Raw genomic sequence first — 26,130 nt, 5'->3', positions numbered from 1 at the left:
TATTGTAACGAATATGTACTTTGATGTACACATAGAGACATTCAAGCATCTCATTCTATCAGTTGAAGCAGATCCTGCACCGAATTTTGCGAGAGCGTGTACAGAATTCCTGTGTCATTGACGTCCGCAAGCATACCCTGTCTATCATCCGCATCAAGCCAGTAATGAAAAGCAAACGAATCCTTCTGATCCAATACAATAACGAAATCATAATCGGGAATGGCTGTATCCGCTATTCCCAGCATCTGGTTTGCTGTAGACAGCGACTGCAGCACAACAGAAAATTCTTCGGCATTGGACAGCTTTTTCAGTAATGTACCGCCAATGGAGCCATGACTCTCGGACTTAAAAATATTAATCTCGGTTATTTCCCACTTTTGCATTTCTTCAACAATCTGTTCAACATTCGTCTTTTGCTCAGCGCCTCCTGAAGGTAGTCCTTCCGGTTTCCGATCCGAGCAGCCGGAAAAAATAAGCACGCACCCCATAATCGCAACTGCTCGCAATAGTATTTTCATTGTGCAACCTCCCTTCATCAGGATAAAATGCTTAAGGTTAATCTAGCATTGTTCAAGCCCATTCCCATTTGTTAAACTGAATTTGTTGAAATGAATTTCGAATTGAATCGCCATCTGGCTTTGTATTCACTATTATATCCCCTGTCCCATTGTGAAAAAGCCAAGAGGAGTCGTGAAAAAATGCTGCATAAGCCTTTCGGAGGAAACCCAAGTAAACAGCAACGTCATGCATATGAAAAGCTGGAAAACTACCAAAATGGAAAGTTTGTGAATCTTGCAGCAATAGACAGCAGCATGAGATTCTCAGATATATTATCTATGATCAAGAAATCAATCTTTTCCGGCAATGAGGAACGTAGGCCCGCTCAAGCACCGCCGCTGGCTGACATCGACTGGGATCGGATCGCCAGTGAACGAGATAGCCTAACCTGGTTTGGACATTCTGCCTTTTTATTAAGTATGGATAACAAAAAGATCTTGATCGATCCGATGCTGGGTAACCGAGCCTCTCCCGTATCTTTTGCAGGAGGTACACGTTACAACAAAAATATGCTGGATATCATTCAAGATTTGCCGCCGCTTGATGCCGTTTTTCTCACCCATGATCATTACGATCACTTGGACTTTGCCTCGATCTCCCGTTTGAAAAACAAAGTCGGCCATTTCTTGGTCCCTCTTGGAGTGAGCGCTCACCTGATCCGCTGGGGCATTGAACGCGAAAAGATTACAGAGCTGAACTGGTGGGACGAGATAGATTTTAAAGGTCTAACCGTCGCTTTAACGCCTTCCCATCATTTTTCCGGAAGAGGCGCATTTAATGGGAACTCTACTCTCTGGGGTGGCTGGGTAATTCTCGGGAAAAGCACCCGTTTCTATATTAGTGGAGATGGCGGATACGGTGATCATTTTAAACAAATCGGAGAAAAATACGGGCCTTTTGATATTTCCCTATTAGAAGGCGGTCAATATGATGATCTCTGGAAATGGGCCCATATGACACCCGAAGAATCGGTTCAGGCTCATCTCGATGTAAAAGGTAAAACGATGCTGCTCACTCACTGGGGTGCCTTTACCTTAGCTTTTCACAGTTGGAAAGATCCAATAGAACGGGCAGTGTTAGCAGCTGAACAGCTAGGTGTACATCTTACCGCGCCTAAGATTGGAGAAACGCTCCTGTTGAATGACATCCAGCCGCAGTCCCCTGTTGCTTGGTGGAATCGGTAATAGTATGGGAATTATAAAAGCTGCTCAGCTCATGCTGGGCAGCTTTTATTGTATGCGGCTCACTTATATCCTTTTGTGCCTACCTTAAGTTCATTAGATGAACGTTTTTTTCCGTGGAAACTCATCTACATCCGTTGTTACGCTAACCGTCCCTAGCCATTTTTTATCAGGTTATTCATCTATTGAAACATGATTATGTCCAATATATTCATGATGCATTTCCCTTTATAAGCATATGTGCCCTCAACCTACCTCCAACCCATAAGCTTCACATGCTTCTTCCAACCCGCCTGCGAAAAACGTCTCCGACGTCGTAAAAGCCCACTCTCCGTCAATCTTCCGAAACTGGCCCAATACGAGCGTATCGCACACCGCACTCGGCATATATTCGAACGTATGGTACAGATCCAATTCATTGTCGATCTTCAGTTCCACCCTTTGCTTGTACCTATCCAGCGAGCCCACTATTACGATTCGCGTACAGTGTGCTGGCAGCTTCACCAGATCGAGAATGAGGAGCTTTTCCCAGACATTGTCGTTGATTAGTCGTACACAGCCGCTTGGATGTTCCGGTTGGTTATAAAAAATAAAGTCCTCTTCACCCGCGCAGACGTCATGCTCATTTACAAGAAAAGCCGACAAGTCGATGTCCACTTCATCCTCCGAATCGAGCTTAGTCAATTTCAATTTCAATTCGTTTTCCGGAGAAACACCGACGCGCGAGCGCAATTTTTCTTCTGTCTTGTCGAGCTGAGTCTTATCCCATACTTCGACACCGAGTTGTTCCGCCATCTGAAGTGCCGCGCGGCTGAAATAACTGGTCGCCACCACCATATAACTTTGGCAGTCGTACATTTGGGCGCCCGCATACACCTCCTGGATCGCCCTAACCGGCACGACGTTGCTGAAACATTTGAGCTGCACCGCTCTACGTATGCCGCCTTTAATCACGATTAGATCCACTCCGTAATCTGGCGCATAGGGATCACTCGTTGGTACTTCAACTTCGTAACCGAGTTTTGTAAAGAGATCCTGCATATGATACTCGAACGTTCGACCGTCCAGCGCAATCTCTTCCAGTACAGCCGGGGTAAATGAATAAGTTGCTGTCAGATCTGGAATACCATAATTGGCTCCGATCTGCTCCATTCCCGCGTTATAACCGTTGCCGATTGCATTGAAGCGCCATTCTTCCTTATAGGCATACAACATGCCGAGCTCCAAAGCCGTATTACCGACACATTCGTCCATATCGACTTCATAACGCAGCATCTCCCGGTTATCATAGGTCATCACACGGATATACAACTCATCGGGCGCTCCGCCGGGCATAACGAGGGTGAACAAAATTTTGTCGAGTTCTGCTTCCCTGATCGCCGACAGATTGACCGTGTACTGCTCCATATCCTCTGTCGGCAGCTCTCGTCCGTCTACGTGTGTCATGCCGATTGTCGATTTGTTTCCGAAAAAGGCGATGCTTTCTGAGTCCGGCAACCTGCCTTCTTTCAACAGCATAGCTGCCGACAGGCATTCGCCTTCCCCTGTTTTCCAGCCGATTCCGATCCTCAAGTTGCTCTGCTCGATTGGCGTTTTGGACCCTTTGACCACTTCCTGTGAGTCTGAACGGTCTTCGATACGCATTGCCCGTACGCGGCCGCTCATCGGCAGGTCCGTTTTGTTGATGTATTGGGTGAACTTATTGAATATTTTACGGTAAAGGACCGACGTCGCTAGGCTCGAAATTTTCGGTGCATGAGTCAGCGTAACGTTCTTGGGCACCTTCTCCGTACAGCGCAGCGGATAACCTTTGATCGAAATAAAATTCCAAAAAAGATGGGGCGCATTCATCGAAGCGATCGGAAGTAAGTAAGGCGTTACTTCCTCGTCCGTGAACCAGATAATATGAGTTAATTCACTCGTCGTGAACAGCTTGGAAAAGAGATCAATTTTCTCTCCACGTCCGGGGTCCTTTCCGTAAATCTCGTCTTTCATGTACGTATGGGTATTGTCAGGGACGAACGGCGACAATCGGTAAAATGAACCATTGACCTGAGCTACTACTTTGACCGGACCCCCGAGCGTCAGCGGAGATAGCTTGTTAAACACTGTCTGCATATTGGCACGCTTCATATATTTCTGCAGCCCTTCCGTCGTATTGACGATCAGGATTACATTCATCTTGTCTACTTCTACACCCTGGCGGGTTAAGTACGACTGATACGAACTGCGGTAGCTACTGGTCCCCATACTGTATCCTCCTTTAGGCCAAACTGAACATATACTCTCTAAATAGTACTCCCTTTTGGCGAGGAAGTGAATGTTCAAATAGAGAAAAAGCGTATAATCGGAATATATTCCCAATCTATGAACGCTTTTTGCCTTGCTGGTTACGAATTAGTGAAAAGCTAGCTTATCGAGCATTCTAATTTTTAAAATGAAAAAGAACCGACTTCCGCGCATTTTTCACAATGCGCGCCGAAGCCGGTTCTTTTGTTCAATGATGATTCATACGGATTAGGAATGTCCTTATGACGGTGTAATCATTGTGTTTCAGGATCGGTATCATGACCGTTGTTGTCGGACAGTACCGGCGTCTCTGAAGCTCCGTTTGCATCTGGAGTCGTCCCACTGATCCAATTCGCCCATTTTATCAAAGCCGCAGCCTGCTCAGGCGTAAATACTTGACCCGAACGGGCGCTTACTTCATCGCTGTATGCCGCCAGCAGTCGGCGGGCCTTGTCGCCCTTATGCGAAAGTGCCGCCTGCTCCGCCTTTTCCAAATCTTTTACGAGTTTTCTCGCCACCTTGTCAGAATCCCGATCTTGGGATTCAGATGCGAAAGTCTGCGTCAAGGTGGACAAGCTGCTGAATGTCGCCGTAACCGTGAAATTCAAGGAAGCTGTCTGCTCTCTTCCCGCCAAGTCGTATACCACTGCCGTCACTTGATTCACACCCGGTTCCAGCGTATAAGCCGGAGCGTTCTGCAGGACGCCGTTCGGCTCAGCTGCACCCGAAGCACTGTCGGAAGCCGTATAGCGAATATCGACATGCTGATCGATTGTGTACGATTCTTGTCCTTGGATCTCAATAGTCGGAGGCGCAAGATCGATCGACACTTCAAGGGTCTGCTCCGCTTCTTTGTTGCCGGCAGCATCGACGCTCCAATACGCGATCTGATATCGCCCTTCTTCACTGAACGTAACCTGATTCCCTTCGGTATCTTCGCCTTCGTTGATTTGATAGTAAGTGGCCGCCACTTCCGATTTGTCGTCTACTGCGGCAAAGTTTACTTCAACGTTCGATGTATACCAGCCGTTGTGCAGATCACCAGTCGGAGTAGCCGTCGTTTGCGGAGCTGTCTCATCCGGACCATTATTACCTCCATCCAATGTTACGAAGGCGGACAGCGGGATATTTAGTTCTTGAACCAGTTCTGCCACAAGCTTGGATACTTGAACGGCGCCGTTCATCTGCAAGTGTGTGTTGTCTTCCTTGGTGCCGACCCACATGAAGATGGATTTAGTCCCTTCAGGGCCGAGCTCCCGGAAGTATTCCCAGCTTGCCTGATTCAGATCGACCAAGAGCGTATCGGTTTCTGCAGCGACGTCTTTCATCGCCTGCACATATTCCGGGAAGCTCTTATTCAATACGTCTCCGGTATAGTCGCGTCGATTCACCGGCGTTACCAGAACCGGAGTTGCCCCGCGCTGCCGCGCACCGTCGATATACGTCTTCAGGTACACTTTGAACTGCTCCGGTGTCAGATAGCGTTCCGGACGGGAAGGCGTAGAGTCGTTATGCGACCACTGCATAAACAAATAGTCGCCTTCATGTACATCAAGCAGCAGGTCGTTTAAATATCCGCCGACAAGGAACGTCTTGCTGCTGAGACCTCCGACTGCCCGGTTGTCGATACTGATCTCATCAAGATCGAAATATTGGCCCAGCGTTTCTCCCCAGCCCGCTTGCGGCCGGTAGCTTTCTGCATAGTTGGCTACCGTCGAATCGCTCGCCAGATAAATCGTTGGTTGATCTGCCGTACCGTTGTCAGGCAGACGTTCGATTGTCAAAGCATTGATCTTCGGCGAATTGCCGGAGAAGTCGAAGTTGAATACACCGTCGATCAAGGCAATATCATACGTCACTTCCTTGAACTCACCCTTGGCGATCGTCGACAGCGGCAGCTTGGTCACCTGCTCGGTGATCACACTGGTGTTCGTCGATTCCTCGGCGTCGCCAACAGTCATGGTCACCCGATAGTTGGCCGGCTCCATCTCTACCAAGAAAGAAGTCGCATTCACCCGGACAAAATCTTCCGTCCGCGTCTCACCAGTCTCCCGGTTTTCGTCTTCGGTCAGCGCCGTATCGACAAATCCGTAGCCGTTGCCTTCGATATAAGCATGATCGCCTGTCACTGCGGTATACCCTTCGGCTGCCTGTTCGGAACCGAAGTCAAAGCTGTAGCTGCTAACCGGTTCGGCGGCTTCGCTCGTTAACGAAGATTTAGCGACCTTCAACATGTTCAGTGCGTGTTCCACTTGAGCCGCAGTCGCCGGCGTGCCGATAATGTCTTCGGCAGCGGTCATGGCACGGCTCAGTACATCACGCGAAGCTTCCGTATAGGAAGACAGATCAAGGTCTTGAAGCTCTTCATACAGCGATACCAAGGCACTCTGGTCGCCGGCTTCCGACGGAAGATCGGTGCCTTCGATCCGTACATTATTGATAGCCGTCGTCCAGTTCAATGTACCCGCGCCGCCTTTTCTTGTACCGAGGAAGCGGATCGATCTTACATTGTCGGTATAAGCGCCCGGACTTAACTTCAAGCCTTCAATAGTCTGCGTAACCGACGGATCACTCAGATTTTTCAACGTCAGATCCAGCGTCTTATTCGCAAAATTGATGGTAGCATCGACGTTGATCCACTGGTTTTTAGGAATCGTTGTGGCGATGCCGCCTTCAGGGAGTGCGGTAGAACCTGTGCCATAATCTGGCGTGTACGGACCGACGAAGTAATGAATAGGGTCGGCGCTGTTTTTGGCAGCCAACGTAAACAGCGCATTTTCATTGGCATCTTGAACGGTCAGATGACCTTCCGACGGAAAGGCTGCTACGTTACCGGAATGCCAATCGAAGTTCACATTCACTTTGTCGCCATTCACAGCATCAAACAGACGGAATGTCTTCGCGCGATGACCGGCACCGCTGCCGCTTAAAGACAGTACCTTATTTCCATTCTGTTCGACGACAGTTCCTGCCATCGTTCCACCGATTCCCGTCGCATTGATCAGGGCATACTGATCATCGGCCGGAGCGCCTTCAAAGTCCTCTTCATAGAGCTGAATTTCCGGTTCTGGCTCCGGTTCCTCTATATCCGGATCGATGACCAGCGGCGAGATGCTGAAATTCATGCCTTTGACCGCGTTTGCGACCAGACCTGCAATTTTCTGCGCTCCGTAGCTGCTGAAATGAGTATTGTCGCTGACACCGTTCGGATATTTCGGATATTCACCCGGGTTAGCGTACAGGAACAATTTCTCTACGGCCGCATTTCCGATCAAGTCATAATAAGCTACGCTTAATTGACTGAGATCGATCAGCGGTACGTCAAGCTCTGCCGCGACTTCTTTGGCTGCCTGCACGTATTCCGGAAAGCTTACGTTAAACTGCTGAGTCGTCGTATTGAAGTCCCGGCGTCCGACCGGCGTAAGCAGTACCGGCGTTGCGCCGCGCTGCTTGGCCCCGTTTACGTAACGTGCCAAATAGGTCTTGTAATCCGCCGGGGAAGCGTATCGATCTGGGATTCCTGCGCTGGCATCGTTGTGCCCAAAAGAAATGAAGAAGAAATCGCCAGGCTTGATCCGCTGCAAAATGGTATCCAAACGGCCGTCTACCATAAACGATTTGCTGCTGCGTCCCCCGATCGCATTGTTCACGACCACAGCCCCATTCGAGAAGTAACGCCCGAACTGCTGCCCCCAGCCCTGCTGCGGCGCTTGCGACTCACTGTAGGACTGCATGGTCGAATCTCCCGCCATGTAGATCGTTGCGGCAGATCCGGCTTCTTTTTCCGGATATTTCCCGATGATCACCTCTTGAATATCGATCGCTGTGCCGGTGAAGAGGAAATCAAGCTGTCCGTCTACCAACGCTACATTATACGTATATTCCAGCGGGGCTCCTGCGGTTACCGAGCCGACTGCAAGCTTCTGGACAAATTCCGACTTGACGCCGACATTGGAGTCGCGATTATCGCTGCCCAGCCGAAGCGTAACTTGGTAATTGGCATTCGGCAGATCTACCGCGAATGTTGTGCCTGAAGCGGCAGATACCCCATTACTTCCGACATTTACACTGCTGTTATCAGTGAATCCATAGCCTGTCTGCTCGGTGTAGAGCGTATCCTGCACACCTGTACTTCCCGCCGACGTGTCCGTTCCGAAGTCGAAGTGATAGATCGGTTCCGTCTGCTCCGTTTCACCGGTCAACGAGAGATCTGCTTTCGGGAATTCAGAGGCTTCTGCGCCAATATAAAATCCCGTATGCGGAGGCTGATTATACGAAACGTTTTGCCACGCGATGCCCAATCGGTAAACCGGATCCTGCATCAGTGTCGGAATCCGATACTGCGTTGGAATGGTTGTCGTGTACAGACGATACTCTGAACTGTCTTCGTTCCGCACCAGAATCTCTTCGCGCCAATCGCCTAGGATGTCTGCCTGAAGCGCCGGAGTTCCTTTCGTATGGTTATTGGTCAGAGCGCCGGTCGCCCGGAAGATTTCATTCAGCTTTTTATTCTCATAATCCCATTTATAGACGATCGGAGTGCCTTTCGATGTACTCGCGTCCCACGCATGGTCGAACAGTTCACGCTGCAGGTCGCCGTCCCACCAGATCGCGAAGTTTGCGCTTTTTGGCGATTGTTCTGCCGTGTAGACGACTTTTCCATCCGCCGAATAAGTATTTGTAGCTGGTATGCTTTGCCCATCCGTGATCGTTGTGGCCCACGATTCATAGCCCGGGTAGTTGGGATCGATGTCTCCCGACATGCCGCGTCCGGTATCTCGGCCCGTGTGTTCTCCCCAGAGGATCTCACCTGTGTTTGCGTCACGCATCTCCAGCCCGTATGCAGCCGTACTGTGTTCGTGCACGCTTACCACCTGATAACCTTCCCGGTTGGGGTCAAGCTTGCCCGCGTGAATAGCATCCCCGTGTCCGAGACCGGTGCTGTAGAGCAGCGTGCCATCATCGTCGATCGCAAGTGCGCCGAACATGATCTCGTCCCTGCCGTCTCCATCAACATCCAGCACGCTTAAGTTATGATTGCCCTGCGACTCATACTCCTTGCCGGCTTCATTTGTATCGAATACCCATCGCTTCACGAGCTGCCCGCCGATATAGTCATAAGCAGCGATGGCTGTGCGCGTATAGTAGCCTCGGCTCATAATGACGCTTGGCTTGGAGCCGTCCAAATAAGCGATACCGCCGAGGAAACGATCTACCCGATTGCCGTAGCTGTCGCCCCAACTGCTGACGGTACCTCTTGGCGGATCGTAATTCACTGTCGATACAGCTCCTCCGGTCTCGCCGTCGAACAGTGTAAGATATTCCGGCCCCGACAGAATGTACCCGCCCTCATTACGGTAATCTTTCCCTGCTTCACCAATGACCTTCCCTTGACCATCCATTGTACCGTCCGCAGTTTTCACCACGACTTCAGCTTTGCCGTTTCCGTCCAGATCGTACACCATCAATTGGGTATAATGAGCACCGGCACGGATATTGACGCCCAAATCGATCCGCCACAGCTTCGTGCCGTCCAGCTTGATGGCGTCGATATAGACGTTGCCGGTATAACCTGCCTGGGAGTTGTCTCTGGAATTGCTCGGGCTCCACAGGAAGACGAGTTCGTATTCGCCGTCGCCGTCTAAATCCGCAGCAGAGGCATCGCCCGCATAGTACGTATACGTCCCGCCGTCTTTAGTCCGGCCGTCGGCCGGCTTATCCAGCGGAATCGGCAGATCATTGTTATGCCAGACCGATACGACTTCCGACTGCATTTGTTCTTTACCCGCTATGACAGTCGAAATCTGATACTGTGAACTGTCAAAACCTGTTTTGTCCACATAGTTCGTGCTGTCGCTGATCGGCGATGCGTTTACTTTGATTCCGTTTTTATATATATTGAAAGCGATATCATTCGGATCCGTATTTAAATACCTCCAGCTTAAAAAAACGCCGCCTTCCGCAAGTACAGCGACCAGTCCGCGATCCAAGTACTCAGCTTGGCGGGCCGGCAGTCTATCTGTGGTTTCCGCATGTGTCGGCGCGGGGGGAATGACTAATGAAATGATCATAAGGAAGGCTAAAAACGAGGCGAATAAAGACTTTTGAACAGAAACCGTTTTGCGGTTCATCGAATAAATCCCTCCTGTTTGTAAAAGCCTATTTGGATTTCGGGCAATCAATTCTGTGATTCGGTCAAGTATCCCCCTTTCTTGGTAGCGTTTACAATTATTTTACAAGCGAAGAAAAAGGCATACAATCTAAAAAATGTGACTTATCCTATAACAAAATTGACTTTTTTCGGGAGGTAAAACGATGTATCATACGGTTTCTTTTGCTTTTCGCAACGAAGATGCCTCGATCATGACAATCGATTCTGTAGGATGGCAGAACGTGTCTCACGCCAAATACCGCTGTTCAAGCGACGCCAGACCGGACTATGGGCATGTTGTTTTTCAATATACGCTCAGCGGACAAGGATATCTGGATATAGACGGACAGACCTTTCCGCTGCCGAAGGGACATGCCCTGATTGTGAAGGTATCCGAAGAACACTGTTATTACTATAAAGAAGACAGTACGGAACCGTGGGAATTTGTGTGGATCAATATTCGGGGAGAAGAAGCCAATCGAATTTGGAACTTGATTATCGAGAAGGAAGGTCATGTGATCAAACGAAGTCCAGACTCGCCCCTGATCCAACAATTATGGAACATTATCCGTTTGATCAATCAAGAGAAAGTAACGGATCGATACCAGCTGTCTGTTCAGGTGTATCAGTGGCTGCTTATTCTGGTACGGAGCAGTCGGGATAGGGAAAAAGACATCGGCGCTTTATCCGTCACCACGATCGAGAAATGCAAACAATTCATCCGGGAGAATTACGATTCGCCGATCACGTTGGATTTGTTGGCCGAACACTGTGAGATCAACAAACATTATCTGTGCCGCCTCTTTCAACGATCCGAACAGACTTCTCCGCTCGCTTATTTGAAAGACAGAAGGATCGAAGCCGCGCTGACCATGCTGCGAACGACCGAACTGCCCGTTTTTCAGATTGGCCGAAAATGCGGCTTCGAGAGTCCCAGCTACTTCGGTAAAGTGTTCCGGCAGTACATGTCCATGTCGCCTACGGAATATCGCTTAAATAAGCTGGAATTTCCTTATGACGCTATTTATTACGAATAAGATTATTTGAAATCATTCAAAACAAATACAACCCCAAAAAGAATAAAGAGCCTACCTAAAAAGAAAAAGAACCTAAAAGTCGCAAGATTCTGCGTCTCTTAGGCTCTTCGGTTACAGCTTGAATTTGACTACGCGGTCCATCAGATCTTGGATCTGGGAACTCAAATGCGTAGCGGAAGCGGAAATTTCCTGCATCGTTGCCTGCTGCTCTTCAGAAGCCGCCGCCACATGCACGGTCTCCTCAGTCGACTTGCGGGCAACATCCGATACGAGTGCTACCGTATCGGCCACCTGTTCGGCACCTACGGCCATCTGCTCGACAGCAGTCGATACATTGTGTGCCTGTGCGCCTACCTCGCGCATTTCCTGCATGATCGTCTCGAACAGCGCGCCGCTCTGGGCAACGCTGCCGACACCTTTCTCGACTTCGCTTGCTGTTGTATCCATCAGCTGAACAGCATGGCGTGTTTCCAAAGCGATCTCTTCGATACCGGCCTGGACCTGCTCCGTCGCTTTGCGCGTCTGCTCAGCCAGATTGCGGATCTCCGTCGCGACTACGGCAAAGCCTTTGCCCTGCTCGCCTGCACGGGCCGCTTCGATTGAGGCGTTAAGCGCCAAAATGTTCGTCTGACTGGAAATGCTTGCGATCAGGCCGATAAAGCCTTCGATCTCGCGCGAACGCTCACCGAGACGCTTCATGGCATCGCCGGACTGCTGCATCGATCCGTAGACCGCATTCATCTGGCCTGCGGTACTTTGTACCAGCTGATCGCCCTGCTCAGTCTGCTTGATTACGTTCTCGGCCGATTTTGACATGGCGCTCGAGGATGCTGCGATTTGGCGAACGCCCGTCGTCATCTCTTCCATCATGTTCGCGGCTTTTACCGCTTCGTCGCTCTGACCGTTCATGCTTGTCGCCACATGTTCGATTGACTCCGAGATCAGCTGGGCAGCCAGCGACGTCTGTTCGGCGCTCTCCTTCAGGTCCTCGGAAGTCAGCTTGACGGTCTGTCCGATCTCGGCGGTCTGCTTCAGCATGCCCCGAAGCGTGGCGGAAGCTTCATTGAGATCGGCGGCCATCAATCCGAACTCATCTTTTGAGGTGACTGGTACGGTCTGCGTAAAGTCTCCGTTTGCCAGAGCTTTAATCGCCGTTACCATCCGGTTAATCGGTCTGGTAATAATTAGACTGGTCAGGAACCAGATGGCCGCCCCCAACAGGATCAGCGAAGCGATACTGACAATGATCGACATGTTGCGGCTGTCCGTGTAACTTTTCATAATCGTTGCTTTCGGTATAATGGTCTGCGCATACCAGGAGCTGTCTTCCGTAATTTGCAGTGGAACGAATACGCGCACCTCACCATTGACTTCTTGAATGAACTTGCCCTGCTGCACATCTGCGAAGATCTCCGGATATTCTTTCGCAAAAGCGGCCGGCTGGCCGACAAGTTCCGGCTGCTTCGGATTGGCGATGTAAGTCCCGCTTCCGGTCAGCAGCGTCACATATCCTCCGAGAGGCTGATACGCTTCAGCTCCTTTTTGCAGCTCATTAAGCACAAACGAAGCACCGACAACTCCAAGGAATTCTCCCTGATCGTTCAGAACCGGAATCGCAATCGTCGAGATCAGGAAAGGCACCTCGGGATCCTGTGAAACGTCATACGGATCGGTAACGACCGTTTGACGGGTTGCCTTAGCCTGCGAATAAGCGGCGTCCTGCTCGAACCCTATAAAAGGAATGGTCTCCATCTTGCCGTCCTCGTATCGGACGGAGAGAAGCGCGAAGCGTCCACCGGCAGCTCCATAGATCGGATCTACGGCATAGGCGGCGTCTTCGTCATAAGCATCCGGTTCCCACGCGGTAAAAGCGACAGACAACGAAGGATTATTGTTCATCATATTGGTCAGAGACCGGAGTATACGATCTCGTTCTACGTCTCCCGCAACCAGATCGCTTGCCGAATCGGAGGCGAGGTTGCCGAATGACGTCACGACGGTCTGCAAAAGCTTCGTATTCTCTTTGACATAAATATTTCCCGCCTGCTCGGTTTTCAGGGTGCCCGCTATTTCACTCTGTCGTTTCAGACTGTGTAAATTCCAGGCAATCAAGATCGAAAAAGCGACGATCATGATTAATGAGGCCAGTATGATGAATTTGGTGTTCACTTTCATGCTGTTGAACTTATTCAATATGTGGTCCCCCTGCCGAATCATAGGATGAATGTACTTACAGGTTGTATATCGGTCAGGTAGCGGGAATAGTAAAGGATTGGAACGAAATAGGAATGAATTTGATGAGCTGATCGGAAGCCATCTTCGATCGGCCTACACGTTTTGTATAAAAAAACAAAAAAACACCTTTAGCCGAAGCTAAAGGTGTTTTCGTAAACGGAATTACAGTTTTACAACGTTTTCCGCTTGTGGTCCACGGTTGCCTTGAACAACGTTGAACTCTACGCGTTGACCTTCGTCCAAAGTTTTGAAACCTTCGTCTTGGATCGCGGAGAAGTGAACGAATACGTCGTTGCCGCCTTCGATTTCGATGAAGCCAAATCCTTTATCCGCGTTGAACCATTTAACTGTACCTGTTTGCATGTGAGGTACCTCCAAATATTAAATTTATATGACTTTGTTTATTCAGAAAAAACCCGATAAAGTAAAAAATCACATATTTCACAAGATTATTGTTCTGTAAACGATAACCCTCTGAAATAGGTGAGTTTCAGCTGCGTTTCATTCGTTATTTCTTAGTATGACCGATCTTTCGCTTAAAAGCAATAGGTATACGGGTTTTTTATTAAATTAAAAAAGAAGCCACATGTTTTTCACGTTTACGATTGGATAAGTTGCGGCTTCATAACAAGTTTGTTTACCCGACTTCCTGCTACAGACACCTTCATTAAGGTCAATACCGTATACAAAGGAGAGCCGCCAGATATATTGGAAGTACGGGTGCCCGGTGGTGAGACGTCCAATACCTTCTATACGGTCGACGGCATGGCTGACCTTCGATTCGCGATCGGAGAAGAAGTGCTGGTATTCTTGGGTTCCGATAAAGGAGACATCCCGGATCATGCTAACTTCGACTATTACGTCGCTGGATTAACACAAGGAAAAGTTAGTCTGGATACACAGTCCGAATGGATTGTCGAAAATGATTCCGGAACTTCTACTTTCGAGTTAAAACTCTTCAAAGCGAAATAGATGATATTTTAAAAAATAACGAACTTCACGAATAAAAATCTTTATCAAAAAAACGGTTCTCCGAGTAATCGGAGAACCGTTTTTTGATAGAAAGCTTTAATTCAAATCCAGAGACAAACGCAGCCCTATCCGCCGATTCCTCAGTTCAATGTCTGAAGCGCAGCCGGAGAGAAGGCTACTAGTTCGTCCAGCCGGCCTTCTTGAATCTTGCTCGCCCAAGCCGGATCGGCTAGCAGAGCGCGTCCGATCGCAACGAAGTCGAACTCGCCCTGTTCCAACCGATGAAGCAGATCGTCAATTCCGCTTACTTCGGCGCCTTTGCCTTCTTTGAACAGGCTCATGAACTCGCCGTCGAGGCCGACCGATCCGACGGTGATCGTCGGTTTGCCGGTCAGCTTCTTTGTCCAGCCAGCCAGGTTCAAGTCGGAGCCTTCGAACTCCGGCTGCCAGAAGCGGCGTGTGGAGCAGTGGAACACATCGACGCCCGCGTCGCTGAGCGGCTGCAGGAAGCGTTCCAGTTCTTCCGGCGTTTCCGCCAGTTTGGCCGAATAGTCGCTGCCTTTCCACTGCGAGAAGCGGAACACGATCGGGAAGTCCGGGCCAACCGCTTCCCGGCAGGCTTCAATCACTTCGACCGCAAAGCGCGTGCGCTGCACCATGTCGCCGCCATAGCGATCGGTCCGAGGATTCGTTTTGTTCCAGAAAAATTGGTCGATCAGATATTCGTGTGCACCGTGCAGCTCAATACCGTCGAAGCCGATCTCTTTGGCAGACGCCGCCGACTTCGCAAACTGCTGCACAATCTCTTGAACTTCCTGCTCGGTATAATCGCCGACCTGACCACGAGCGCCCATATGCCAGATCTGCGGAATAATTTTCCCGCCGGCTGCATGTACGTCGGAAACGACTTTCTCCCATCCTTTCAGCGCGGCTTCACCGTAAATATGCGGAACGTTTTGCTGGTTGGACGCGTCCGGATGATCGATGATAGTGCCTTCCGTGACGATCAAACCGACGTTGTTTTCCGCCCGGCGGCGGTAATAGGCGGCTACGTCGGAGCCCGGTACGCCTTCAGGCGAAAATTGGCGGGTCATCGGGGCCATGACAATACGATTGTTCAGCGTTAAGTTATGCAGAGTAAAAGGTTGGAACAAAGCTTGAACGGAATTTGATTGGGTCATTGGGATTGACCTCCTATAGGTTTTTTAAAACAAATGAAATACCTGATAATTGCTGGATAAGTTATTTTTGAATGAGAAGTCAAGAAAAAGACGAAGAACGACAGAGTCTGCGAGATACGACAGACTCTCTAAAAATGTACTTATCCGATTGCTCTACACGATATGTATAGGGCTTGACGATCGAGCGGTGGAACAACGTTGAGTTGAAGCCAACACAATCTACCAGAACGGTCGGGCGAAAAAGTCGGAATCTCCGTCCTATCCGCCCAGGTCCTGCTTCATTGTTTATATCACCGTTTCTATACCCGAATCAACAAGATTGCCGTATCCAGGACGTTCTCAATTTTTTCGCGGGAAACACCGGACTTCTCCAGCATCTTCGCTCCGCTGATCGCATTGTTCAGATGCGCGGCCAACTCTCGGCTGCTCAGCCGTGTCGTGAAAATTCCCTGCTCCTGACCACTTCGAATTACTCGATCGATCAGGTCTTCGACCCGGCTGAACATCAGCGACATCTCGCTTGCAACCTCCTCGTCGCCTCCGAATTCAAGCGTTGAATTGATCATCAGACACCCTCGACGCACCGTTTCTTCATTGGGAAATAGCGCTGCGTCGCAAATCGCCTGCAGCTTCCGCAAAGGCGACTCCTCCCGGTTTAGCCGTTCTTCTAGCAATTCAATATTTTGTTCCCGGTACAGCGCCAACGATTTCAGGAATAATTCCCGCTTGTTTTTAAATACACCGTAAAGACTCTGCTTTTTCACCTGCGTAACGCGGGTCAATTCTTCATACGACGTGGCCTGAAACCCTTTTGTCCAAAAAACATCCATACATTGATGAAGTGCCTTGTCGGCATCGAATTCTCTTGGTCTGCTCATGGGGGGATCATATCACCTTTTTGACCAAGCAGTCAACTATATCCATTAATCCATACTAGTCAGAACACAGCAGTAAGTCAGCAAGTTTCACTACTTTTTCGCGGATATTTCAGATTGACCTTTCTAGGCTTATTCACGTTTTAACATTCACAGTTCTGTCGCTTCATCTGCACATCCGCAGCTGCATTCATTCCAAATGCTTCGCTAAAAAGTCAGAGACTGCCCGATAATTATCCTGCGACTCTTCTCTGCTCATATCGAATTGATATTCATGACCAAGAGAGGCCGAATAAAAACGGGTCTCAACCGGAACGTTCACTTCTTTCAATTGACGACTCAGTTCTTCCCCATGAGTCTGGAACGAACCGGTATTTCCGTCCGTCAGGTAAGTCGGCGGATACTTCGCATTCACATTTCCCGTTACATTAGCCTGCTGCACTTCTTTTGAATCTTTCCAGTCCTTTTTCCCGAAATAAGCCCAAGCTGATTTGTCGAAAAGATAATTTGAAACGCTAGAGTCCGTCTCATCGAACTTTTCAACATCCAACAGTGCGGAGAAAAAGACGACAGCTTTAATATAATCGGGATTTACTACAGCCGGTATTCCGACTTCCTCTGCATACCGCTTATCGACCTGCATATTCACAAACTGTCCGACAAGCTGCCCCCCAGCTGAATCGCCGCCGAAGACAATTCGAGTCAGGTCGGCTCCGTAGTCCGAAGCATTCTCCTCCACATAACGGTAGGCTTTTCCAATTTGGTTCAAAGGCGATGGGTACTTGGATTCGGGAGCGAGATCATAATTCAGGTTTACGACAACATATCCTTGGCTGGCTAACATGATCATGTAGTTGGATATCCCGTTTTTGTCTCCGCCCACAAAAGCACCGCCATGCACCCAAAAAAGCGTCGGGTTTTTGGGGCTCCCCGTTCCCTTTGGTTTATAAATATCCATTTTTCCAAAAGAGGATCCGGAATCGTACACTTCGTCTTTTAAGGAAATGACCTGCGCGCTCATACGTGAAAAGTCAGCTGTCTTTGGATACGTATCCTGTACACTTTCTCCAATCCCGCCAAACGCCAATCGAGTCAGATACGCGGCAGGATTAGGCGAAAAAGCACCAATGCCAAAGAAAAGAAGCGGAATTGCAATCAGGAGCGACAATACGGCAAGGGCTATCCTTTTCGCAATTTTCATTGGCTTCTCTTTCTGTGTCCTCTAGCCGTAAAGGTATGGTCTCCGGTAAGCTGTTCTTCTAACATCTCTTGGCCTCCTTCGTATATCCGGTCATTTCACGGCGTAAACTCTTTTCCTTTTACCCGATGCAGTACGAAAAAGTAAGTCTTGTCGCTGGGCAGACTTTTGACATCCATGATCGCCATGAGCGTATTGTCATCTACCTTACGGAACACATCAATTATATCCTTACGATCGTAGACCATTGCCGCCCCAGACTTTCCCCGGTATTCGATCTGGCGCAATCTGGCTGCACTTTTGCGTGTTCTTAAAATAGGACGCATCAGCGTCATGGCCGGACCGATCGGACTTCGCGGAATTTTGTCGAAGGGGAGCTTAAGCGGAATCCACAGCGGATTCACCGCGTACAGCTCGCCATTCTTTTTCTGGAATACAAGAGGGTGGACATGCTCCGGGCTCTCGAACATTTTGCCGTACCAGCCCGATGACGTCAGCAGTCCTTCCAGCGGATGGCCGGTGACGATCTCTTCGCCTTTCCACAAATCCCACATCTCGTGCACAACTGCCGCTTCCAACGTATCAAACAGTGCAAAAGCTTCATCTTGAGACGCGCCGCTGCTTAGCATCTGGTTCAATCTGTCTTTGGCTTTACTACTGTTTACAGCTTCATTCAAGATGCACCTCTCCTTTGCTGACCTGACTTGAGGAGCCTGCAGCTTTGTAACTGTTGGATTTACTTGTGTACTTGCTTGTATCTACTTGTATTCCACGGTTCGCCGTGTCCGCATGATTTGTGATCGTATGTGGTTTGATCGTATCATGAGGCGATTGGCCGTTCAACAGACCAACTGACAGACGAGGCAGGCATGATGCAGCATCGGTATCGAATGAGACTGTAAGTTTAGAATTTTTCATATGAGCGGTCCTTATGTCGATGCATGTGTTCAGCGCAGGGACCGCTTTTATTTGGTAGAGACCGTAACGTCCTTCATGTTCATCTCGTTTATAAAATAGAATAGCCCCTATACAAGTCATGGCATGTCTATGCTTAAGGGAGGTGGAAAGATTCATGCCTAAAAAGGAAAAAAGAAAAAGAAACATTACCGGTATCGTAGTGGCTTCTCTCTACTGCATCGCCTTCTACGCCATCATCATTGAATCGGCCGCTCCAAATCCGCCGAACAATCCATTTTGGGTGTATGCTCTTATTCCGATTGGAGCGATTATCATCACTTTTCTTTTCGATTATGTAATCAAATACGACTTTTTTGATGAGGAAAAGCGCCGGTGATATTGATGAATTTTTTTCGTATTGATTACAAAAAGACTCTTTTCCTTATAAGGAAAAGAGTCTTTTTATGTGCATTTCTATTTTCAAAGGGCAGTTAACTTTCTATACCGTTGTTTCTTCAGAGCCGTCAAACACACCGTTCGCCCAGTCCGCAAATTCCTTTTTCCAAAACGCATATCGCCCTGGGCTCGCCAGCTTTTCAAACAAATTGTCACCCTCGCAGTCTCCAAAACCGTGATTGGCGCCTTCCAGCCTCAGCAGCTTATTCGGCACTCCATGTTCGTCCAGCTTCTGTCTGTATTCCAAAATGCCTTCCGGCTTAAGCAGCATATCATTGTCGCCATAGCAGAGAAAATGCGGCGGATCGTCAGCCTTAACGTATTGAGCTACGGAATAATGCTCCAACAGCTCGGCACGCTTCTCCTCATTCTCCGCATCTTCCCTGTGAAACAGCGAAATGGCGATCAACGGGAAATTGGTGCAGTTCAGCAGCGGATAGATCAGCCCGGCGAGTGCAAGACGATCATCTGTCCGGTCGATATCGTCTTCTTCGTACCCTTCATACAAGACAGGAGCATTGCGCAGCATCGTCATGACCGCAGCTATCATATGACCGCCGGCCGAGAAACCGATCGCTCCGATCTTATCGGGATGAATACCGTATTTATGCGCATGGAATCGGACATACCGAATAGCACGCTGCAGATCCAGAAATGGAACCGGTGCCTTATACGGATTCAGCCGATATTCCAGCACGAAAGCGGAAATTCCTTCTTCGTTCAATGAACGCGCAATGCCCTCACCTTCCAATTGATCCGACTTGAGCATATAACCGCCTCCCGGAACGACAAGGATGCAGCGGTCGCTGCCAGGTACCAGATAAGGAATCAGCCTCGGCACATCGCTGTAGGTTTCGCCATTGCTTCCGTGTTTAATTTCATGTGCGTATGTTAATTCATGAACCCGGTGACGCCGCTTTTGACTGTACTTGCTTTCTTTCAGTACAGGAAGCAGCTTCAGCACCGCCAGTACTTCGGAAGGATTTTTGTTTTTCAGTTCCAATTCATCAAATTTGCTTGCTCCGGTATTGTAGGGGATGCTGCTGCTCCAGATATCGATTTTGCCGCTCATAGGTTTGTCCTCGCTTTCTGTTTGCCGGATTGCCCGTGTATTTTCCTTACCCGTAAGACAGAAAGTGACTCAAATGACCAAGCCCGTAACGTCCTTTAGTCTGCTAATGGGTTAGTATGGTATCTTGTTAGACTGCTGTCATGGTAGTCCAAGTTCTTGAGAAGATTCGAAGTCTCATGATTAAATGGATACATATTGCGGACCGTGAGCCGGCAGGAAAGAAGGTTATCCGGGTGAAAAGAACAGGAATGGATTTGTTGATGATTGCGCTCGGCGCCTTTGCGTTTGCGTTGGGCATTAATGCGTTTGTTATTCCCCATGATCTGGGCGAGGGCGGCGTAGTGGGCGTTACGATTATTTTGTATTATGTACTGCAATGGTCGCCGGGTTGGACGAGCCTGATTCTCAATATGGCACTGCTTGCGATCGGGTACAAACTTCTTGATAAAAAAGCGACTTCTTATACGGTTGCAGCTGTTGCTCTGCACTCGCTGTTTCTTCATGTGACGGAAGGCTGGTATTCCGCTTCCAGTGATCTGATGCTCAATGTTATTTTTGGCGGAGCGTTGATCGGAGCAGGTATCGGCTTGATCATTAGGGTTGGCGGTACGACCGCAGGAACGGTTATTGTCGCCAAACTGATGAACAAGTTCTGGGGATGGAAGATCAGTTATGCGCTCCTGCTGTGCGATGCGCTTGTTGCCGCGTCTTCCTATTTTATCATTGGGCTTGAACGGTTGATGTACACCTTGATTATGCTCGTTGTCGCAACGAAAGCGATCGATCTTGTCAATCTCCGGCCGAACACTCCGCAGTCTATTCCGAGAGTAACGAGTAAGCAGGATAAGATGGCGGGGTAGAAGACGTTTATCTGAATCGAATTTGAATCGGATCATAAAAAGACCCTCTAATGGCGAAAGCCGATAGAGGGTCTTCGTTATTGGAGGGGTATTCGTCCTGCCGATGTATCGACATGGGGTTAGCTCCCCTGCTTCTCGTATTCCTGACGAAGCTCTATTTCTTCCCGGGACTCTCCATAACTGCGGAGCACGGCATCCAGCAGTCCCGGAAACCGTTCGTTCAGATCTTCGCTGCGCAGTGACAGAAGCCGCTGCGTACCGTATATACGGGTATGTGTAATTCCGGCCTCGCGCAGTGTCCGGACATGCTGCGACAAAGTTGACTTGGCAATCGGCACTTCAAAACTTTTGCATGCCTGTTCGCCGCCTCTGTGAATCTGTGCCACAATCTGCAGACGAACCGGATCGCTCAGTGCGTACAATACCGATGACAATAAGATGTCCTTGCGTTCCGGATGATGAAGAAGTTTCATCCGTATCCCCCCCGACATTCGATTTCTATTTGATTTCTATGCTGCATTTCAAGCCTTGATTACTGCATCTTTTATTTCAAATTATGTTTATAGTCGACCGGACCTTTTGCTGGGACTTTTGTGTAAATGAAAGTTCTAATTGTATGTTACCGTATTCTCCTGCTATAATTCAATTGTTCGTTAATTACCGAACTATAGAAAAAGGAGAATTTGTATGAAATCATCAGCTTCATCACATTCGGCAGATATGCCGCAGACGTCATCAGAGCCCGCTCTGAGACGTGAAGGATTAACTATTCTTGTATTCAGTATAGCCGTCGTTCTTGTAGTAATGAATACGGCCATGTTCAATATGGCGCTTCCGGACGTCACACTGGACTTCGGCATTTCCGCCGCTACATCCGCTTGGATCGTAACGGGATACTCCATTATGTTCGCAATCTCTTCCATTACGTTCAGCCGCCTGTCCGATTTCGTTCCGCTTAAGCGGCTGCTGATCATTGGACTGCTTGCACTGGGCGGTGCCGGCGTGATCGGATTTTTCAGTCAAAGCTTCCTCGTTCTGCTGATCTGCCGAATTCTTCAGGCAGCTGGAGCGGGCGGCGTCGTATCGTTGGCTATGGTCCTCTTTACCCGATACATACCTTTAGAACGCCGGGGCTCCGCGATGGCGACGATTATGTCTGCCGTATCGCTCGGTCTTGGACTTGGACCTGTTGTCGGCGGCATGATCGTTGAGAACTTGAACTGGCATTGGCTGTTTGCTATTACTGCGGCTGTGCTGCTGCTTCTTCCGCTGTTTGCCTGGCTGCTGCCAAAAGAAATGCCGAAACGCGGCTCGTTTGATGCGCTGGGTGGGGTACTCCTTGCGATCGGTATTACGAGCCTGCTGCTGTTCCTGACGAATCAGCTCTGGGTTCTGCTTGTGGTTGGCGTGCTTTCTCTGGTCTTGTTCGTTCTGCGTATCCGGGTGACGCCCGATCCATTCGTGATGCCTTCGCTCTTTACGAATCGTCGTTATCTACTGCTCGCTATGGCCGGCATGACCGCTTATATCTGTAACTTCTCGACGCTGTTTCTTCTGCCGCAAATTCTGACCCGCCATTACAGTTTCGGCGCCGGGTTTGCCGGATTGGTTATTTTCCCGGGTTCGCTGCTGGCGATTATCGCATCCCGCAAAATCGGCAAAGTGATCGACCGTCACGGCAATCAGGGCATTTTGCGTTTTGGTCCTCCGCTGCTGCTGGTATCGACTCTGCTGTTTGCACTGATGATTGCTCACTCATGGGTAGCAGCTATGCTAATCTATATGATTCTCAGTATGTCGTTCACGGCGCTGTCCAGCAGTCTGTCGAACGAAATGTCCCGTATTCTGCCGGAATCATTCGTCGGTTCAGGCATGGGCTTATTCCAGCTGCTGCAGTTCTTCAGTGGTGCATTTAGTGTTGCTCTGTCTTCGACAGCACTGGAATGGCAGCATACGCTGCCGCTGGCGACGGCGTACTCGAACATTTACTGGGGGCTTTCGATATCAGCAATGGTTGCGATTCTGAGTGCGTTCTGGTATCGCCGTCACAGCCGCCTTCAAGTGGGATAGAAATATACTGATATTCGGATTTTAAAAAAAGTAATCCTGACTCTGCTGGATGTGGAGTCAGGATTTTTTTTTACTTTCTTTTTTTGTTTATTGCATGATAAATGGTATGAATTAAAAATAGATTTTTTTGATGTAAGGTCTATCCCCGGATTCCTCGATCACCCAGCCGACCAGGCTCTCGTAAACATCAATATTGAGCCAATCCATAAAGCTGTGCGGATTATAGGTGTATACCCAATCGGAAAAGGTTATGCGCCCTTCCGTCATATGCTCATCAAAACGGCGAAACGGATGAACGCCTTCTTGGCTGTAGATCCAAGTGTAAAACTGCTCCTGTAAACGTTCGATCTGAAGCGCTGCATCTTCCCGAAGAGCAAAATCATAATGATCGTGGTTTCCACTTATCCGCACAACAAGAATCGTTAGATCTTGAGGACAAAGAGGCAGATCTTCAGATATCCATGTAGAGGACTTATAGGAGGGATAATAAATATCTAGATCTTTTTCAACATTTTCTGAAAGCAGATCAAGGCCAGATCGCAGCTCAATTGACAAGTCATTGTTTCGAGCAAGCCAATCGAGCATAAGTTCTCGATCCCAGTATTTCATATATCGAAAATGAAGCTGAAGCATTTCTTCCGACGATTGAAGGATCGGCATGGGGAACATAAGACGTTTACTCTCGTCGGGAGGGACATACGTCCATTGATTGCGTCGTCCTGTCGTACCAAGCTGCATACAGGACAGAATGAGCATTAACTGTCCTCGTCGAAATTGTTGTCCTGCCCACTGTTTAAACTCATCATAGGGTTCTTTTCTATAATCGGTATGCAGCTTGATCGACCGCTCCTGCAGCTGATCCAATACCGTATCAAGCGCTAATAGTTCTCTGTACAGGGGCATGGGCTCCTCCTTTTCCACTTCATATTTGTTCAAATTCAACTATTCCAGTTCTGGTATTCAAATTCACTTAGATTATTCACGCTTCAGCACCTCATCGAGAAAATCCAATATCTTGTCTACATTTTCCGGACATTCGAATTCTGACCCGCCATGTCCCGCTCCTTCTAGAATCTCCAACCTCACTTTACTTTCTCCAATTGCAATCCTAAGCTGTTCGGCCAGCATCATCGATTGTTTGAACGGGATCAGTGGATCGTGCGTCCCATGTTGGATGTAAAATGGCGGCGCATCGCTCGTAATATGGGATTCCGGGTTGGCTGCAGCCGCAAGCTGCGTCGCTTCGGAAATTGGACGGCCAAGCAGCAGCGATTCGGGAGAGTCCGGATCCAGATGAATAAGTTGAGGCTGCATTTCGCTTTCGCGGAATAACTGGTCCATAATCAAGAAATTGGTCGGTCCGAACCAATCTATGACGGCTTGTACATCAGGCATATAATCTTCTGCTCCTGTCGAAATATCCTCCAATACCCGATTCCGAGCCGATGTCCCAGCGAGTGCGGACAAATGTCCGCCTGCAGATCCTCCCCATAGAGCGATTCTCTTTCTGTCGAGTCGGTATTTGTCCGCGTTTGCTTTGATCCAGCGAATAGCGGTTTTTACATCATGAATCTGAGCCGGGAAGATTGCTTCCCCGCTCAATCTATAATTGATCGAGATGACTGCATACCCGCGCTTCAGACCCTCGAGCATAGGGCGCACCTGAAGATCGGCTTTGTCTCCTTCTTTGAATGCACCTCCATGGATCGACACAATGACTGGGTAAGGTGCTTCAGTGTTATCTTGATCGGGAAGGTAAATATCCAGCTTCTGCGCTTCGGATTCAAAATGGTACGGGATGTCCGCATAATCGGGCCCCTTGTTTTTAGACAATGCGTTTTGTTCGCTCATCATGGTTCTCTCCTTTGTTGTTTTTTCAAAGATGACTGCAAGAACTGTCAGAGTGAGACTCTTGCTTGACGTTCGAAAAGTTGTTTTCTTTATTGAACGCCAATCGAAGAATCAAACTAGAACGTTTTACAATGAAACCATGTGATGTTAATCAACCGCATTTGATCGAGTTTAATCGACAAAAAGCAATTGTTGTACGGATACTAGAACTCGAAGTGCCGATTGGTTGTCTGATTATTGTGTAGGTGCTCGTTGATAACTTTTGGGGTTTGATCAAAGAATTTTTGGATTAAGGCTGTATAATAAAGCTTTTCAGCAGTTTTTCTTTTAATTTTTTCTGATTTTGATTTTTTGTTTTATTATTATGAATTTTTCATTACATTAATTTTTTTGATTTTGGCCTACTGCAATTGAAAATTTGTCTTTTATTTTTATCTTTGTTCTCTGGCCTTCACCTCTGATTCCTTATGTACCTCACTTCATTAAACTCTACCTATTTACTTTTAGCATACTTTTATTAGCTCATTGGCTTACTAGCTTTCATTTAATGGATTTTGGAATGATATCTTCTCTTTCTCGTCTCTATTTTTTTGTTTCTGTTTTTCTGCTTTTTTTTGTTTTCTATTATGAATTTTTCATATAATGAATTTATTTAATCCTTCCCTTCGCCGGGTTTTGTACTTTTTCCACGTCCATTTCGTATTCGATGTAACCGAACGGTGCACAAGCCTGTCTAATGTTCATCTTATAAAAAGAAAGGAACGATGCGTTTTGGAACATGAAGAGCTGGCCCTGCGGGCAAGAGACGGAGAGTGCAGTGAAGACCCATCTGGATGCGGTTTACGCTTCTCTGCCGGATTCGCCTGGGCAAGCAGTTCACCAAGAGCAAACCAAAGGAATATCAAAAGAACGTCGACACCTCCCTCTTCTGCGCCGCACCGCTATCGCCGCCGCTTCCGCTGTCGTTTTTTCCACCAGCCTGTTTGCTTCGGGATTCGTCCCGCCTGCGATGGCCGATACCATCCGCGAAATCCCGGTGATCGGCAGTCTGTTCAGCAAAATCGAGGGCGATGCGGGACTGCGTACGGCAGGCGAACGCCATCAAGGTACTCTTGTTAATTCGGCAGTGCAGTCGGGTATCGTGATAAAGCCTTATATTCGGGAGAACGGTTTGTCTGAAGATCAAAAACAGTATTTGGACGATCTGGAGATCAAAATCGATCTGAACGCCAGCAAGTAAATGTAAA

At 48.5% G+C, this 26,130-nt stretch carries 21 protein-coding genes; 7 read left to right on the top strand and 14 right to left on the bottom strand.

From position 1 onward, the window contains the following. Nucleotides 1-50: 50 nt before the first annotated feature. Entirely contained in the window at nt 51-518 is a 468-nt protein-coding gene (locus tag F456_RS0106920; RefSeq protein ID WP_018976279.1) for a YhfM domain-containing protein, read from the bottom strand. Between the two features lie 180 nt (nt 519-698). On the opposite strand from F456_RS0106920, the gene F456_RS0106915 reads away from it, so the two are divergent. After that, entirely contained in the window at nt 699-1,742 is a 1,044-nt protein-coding gene (locus tag F456_RS0106915) for an MBL fold metallo-hydrolase (protein ID WP_018976278.1), read from the top strand. Between the two features lie 243 nt (nt 1,743-1,985). On the opposite strand, the gene F456_RS0106910 is transcribed toward F456_RS0106915, so the two are convergent. Both F456_RS0106910 and F456_RS25075 read right to left on the bottom strand, forming a co-directional pair. After that, nucleotides 1,986-3,989 (bottom strand): TerD family protein, encoded by a 2,004-nt coding sequence (locus tag F456_RS0106910; RefSeq protein ID WP_018976277.1) that lies wholly within the window; start codon nt 3,987-3,989, stop codon nt 1,986-1,988. Between the two features lie 293 nt (nt 3,990-4,282). Beyond that, on the bottom strand, nt 4,283-10,159 hold the full coding sequence (locus F456_RS25075) for a rhamnogalacturonan lyase family protein (protein ID WP_018976276.1): 5,877 nt from the start codon (nt 10,157-10,159) through the stop codon (nt 4,283-4,285). 184 nt (nt 10,160-10,343) lie between these two features. Here F456_RS25075 and F456_RS0106900 point away from each other — a divergent pair, with 184 nt between their 5' ends. Further along, nucleotides 10,344-11,216, top strand: a complete 873-nt coding sequence (locus tag F456_RS0106900; RefSeq protein ID WP_018976275.1) for an AraC family transcriptional regulator — start codon at nt 10,344-10,346, stop codon at nt 11,214-11,216. A 111-nt stretch (nt 11,217-11,327) separates the two neighbouring features. Here F456_RS0106900 and F456_RS0106895 read toward each other — a convergent pair whose 3' ends face one another. Together F456_RS0106895 and F456_RS0106890 are read right to left on the bottom strand one after the other, a co-directional pair. Further along, nucleotides 11,328-13,409, bottom strand: coding sequence for a methyl-accepting chemotaxis protein (locus F456_RS0106895; protein WP_018976274.1), 2,082 nt, complete (start codon nt 13,407-13,409; stop codon nt 11,328-11,330). A gap of 204 nt (nt 13,410-13,613) precedes the next feature. Further along, nucleotides 13,614-13,814: a cold-shock protein gene (locus tag F456_RS0106890; RefSeq protein ID WP_018976273.1), complete on the bottom strand. Its 201-nt coding sequence runs from the start codon at nt 13,812-13,814 to the stop codon at nt 13,614-13,616. 345 nt (nt 13,815-14,159) lie between these two features. Here F456_RS0106890 and F456_RS0106885 point away from each other — a divergent pair, with 345 nt between their 5' ends. After that, nucleotides 14,160-14,423, top strand: coding sequence for a hypothetical protein (locus tag F456_RS0106885; protein WP_018976272.1), 264 nt, complete (start codon nt 14,160-14,162; stop codon nt 14,421-14,423). A gap of 140 nt (nt 14,424-14,563) precedes the next feature. Here the strand turns inward: F456_RS0106885 and F456_RS0106880 are convergent, their stop codons facing one another. From F456_RS0106880 to F456_RS24265, 5 genes are all read right to left on the bottom strand, one after another. After that, the gene (locus F456_RS0106880) at nt 14,564-15,604 is read right to left on the bottom strand and encodes an NADH:flavin oxidoreductase (RefSeq protein WP_018976271.1); all 1,041 of its coding nucleotides are present in this window, start codon (nt 15,602-15,604) and stop codon (nt 14,564-14,566) included. 299 nt (nt 15,605-15,903) lie between these two features. After that, nucleotides 15,904-16,482 (bottom strand): TetR/AcrR family transcriptional regulator, encoded by a 579-nt coding sequence (locus tag F456_RS0106875; RefSeq protein ID WP_018976270.1) that lies wholly within the window; start codon nt 16,480-16,482, stop codon nt 15,904-15,906. A 187-nt stretch (nt 16,483-16,669) separates the two neighbouring features. Continuing rightward, on the bottom strand, nt 16,670-17,680 hold the full coding sequence (locus F456_RS0106870; protein WP_018976269.1) for an alpha/beta hydrolase: 1,011 nt from the start codon (nt 17,678-17,680) through the stop codon (nt 16,670-16,672). 95 nt (nt 17,681-17,775) lie between these two features. Next, on the bottom strand, nt 17,776-18,354 hold the full coding sequence (locus F456_RS0106865; RefSeq protein ID WP_018976268.1) for a DUF4334 domain-containing protein: 579 nt from the start codon (nt 18,352-18,354) through the stop codon (nt 17,776-17,778). Continuing rightward, nucleotides 18,347-18,595 (bottom strand): hypothetical protein, encoded by a 249-nt coding sequence (locus F456_RS24265; RefSeq protein WP_157060015.1) that lies wholly within the window; start codon nt 18,593-18,595, stop codon nt 18,347-18,349. Before F456_RS24265 ends, F456_RS0106865 begins: the two co-directional genes overlap by 8 nt. 154 nt (nt 18,596-18,749) lie before the next feature. On the opposite strand from F456_RS24265, the gene F456_RS0106860 reads away from it, so the two are divergent. Then, the gene (locus tag F456_RS0106860; RefSeq protein WP_018976267.1) at nt 18,750-18,971 is read left to right on the top strand and encodes a hypothetical protein; all 222 of its coding nucleotides are present in this window, start codon (nt 18,750-18,752) and stop codon (nt 18,969-18,971) included. A 102-nt stretch (nt 18,972-19,073) separates the two neighbouring features. Here F456_RS0106860 and F456_RS21975 read toward each other — a convergent pair whose 3' ends face one another. Next, nucleotides 19,074-20,102 (bottom strand): alpha/beta hydrolase, encoded by a 1,029-nt coding sequence (locus tag F456_RS21975; protein WP_018976266.1) that lies wholly within the window; start codon nt 20,100-20,102, stop codon nt 19,074-19,076. A 176-nt stretch (nt 20,103-20,278) separates the two neighbouring features. Here F456_RS21975 and F456_RS21970 point away from each other — a divergent pair, with 176 nt between their 5' ends. Then, complete coding sequence (locus tag F456_RS21970) at nt 20,279-20,962, top strand: YitT family protein (protein ID WP_018976265.1); 684 nt, start codon at nt 20,279-20,281, stop codon at nt 20,960-20,962. Between the two features lie 119 nt (nt 20,963-21,081). Here the strand turns inward: F456_RS21970 and F456_RS0106845 are convergent, their stop codons facing one another. Continuing rightward, on the bottom strand, nt 21,082-21,435 hold the full coding sequence (locus F456_RS0106845; protein WP_018976264.1) for an ArsR/SmtB family transcription factor: 354 nt from the start codon (nt 21,433-21,435) through the stop codon (nt 21,082-21,084). Nucleotides 21,436-21,649: 214 nt separating this feature from the next. Here F456_RS0106845 and F456_RS0106840 point away from each other — a divergent pair, with 214 nt between their 5' ends. Then, nucleotides 21,650-23,032 (top strand): MFS transporter, encoded by a 1,383-nt coding sequence (locus F456_RS0106840; RefSeq protein WP_018976263.1) that lies wholly within the window; start codon nt 21,650-21,652, stop codon nt 23,030-23,032. 111 nt (nt 23,033-23,143) lie between these two features. Here F456_RS0106840 and F456_RS0106835 read toward each other — a convergent pair whose 3' ends face one another. Both F456_RS0106835 and F456_RS0106830 read right to left on the bottom strand, forming a co-directional pair. After that, on the bottom strand, nt 23,144-23,935 hold the full coding sequence (locus tag F456_RS0106835; protein ID WP_018976262.1) for a hypothetical protein: 792 nt from the start codon (nt 23,933-23,935) through the stop codon (nt 23,144-23,146). Between the two features lie 72 nt (nt 23,936-24,007). Continuing rightward, complete coding sequence (locus tag F456_RS0106830; protein ID WP_026293705.1) at nt 24,008-24,886, bottom strand: alpha/beta hydrolase; 879 nt, start codon at nt 24,884-24,886, stop codon at nt 24,008-24,010. A 775-nt stretch (nt 24,887-25,661) separates the two neighbouring features. Between F456_RS0106830 and F456_RS0106825 the strand changes: the two genes are divergently transcribed. Next, nucleotides 25,662-26,123 (top strand): DUF4179 domain-containing protein, encoded by a 462-nt coding sequence (locus F456_RS0106825; protein WP_157060014.1) that lies wholly within the window; start codon nt 25,662-25,664, stop codon nt 26,121-26,123. Nucleotides 26,124-26,130: the final 7 nt, after the last annotated feature.

The organism is Saccharibacillus kuerlensis DSM 22868 (assembly GCF_000378145.1).
Lineage (GTDB): Bacteria > Bacillota > Bacilli > Paenibacillales > Paenibacillaceae > Saccharibacillus > Saccharibacillus kuerlensis.
This window is presented reverse-complemented; position numbering and strand designations above follow the sequence as displayed.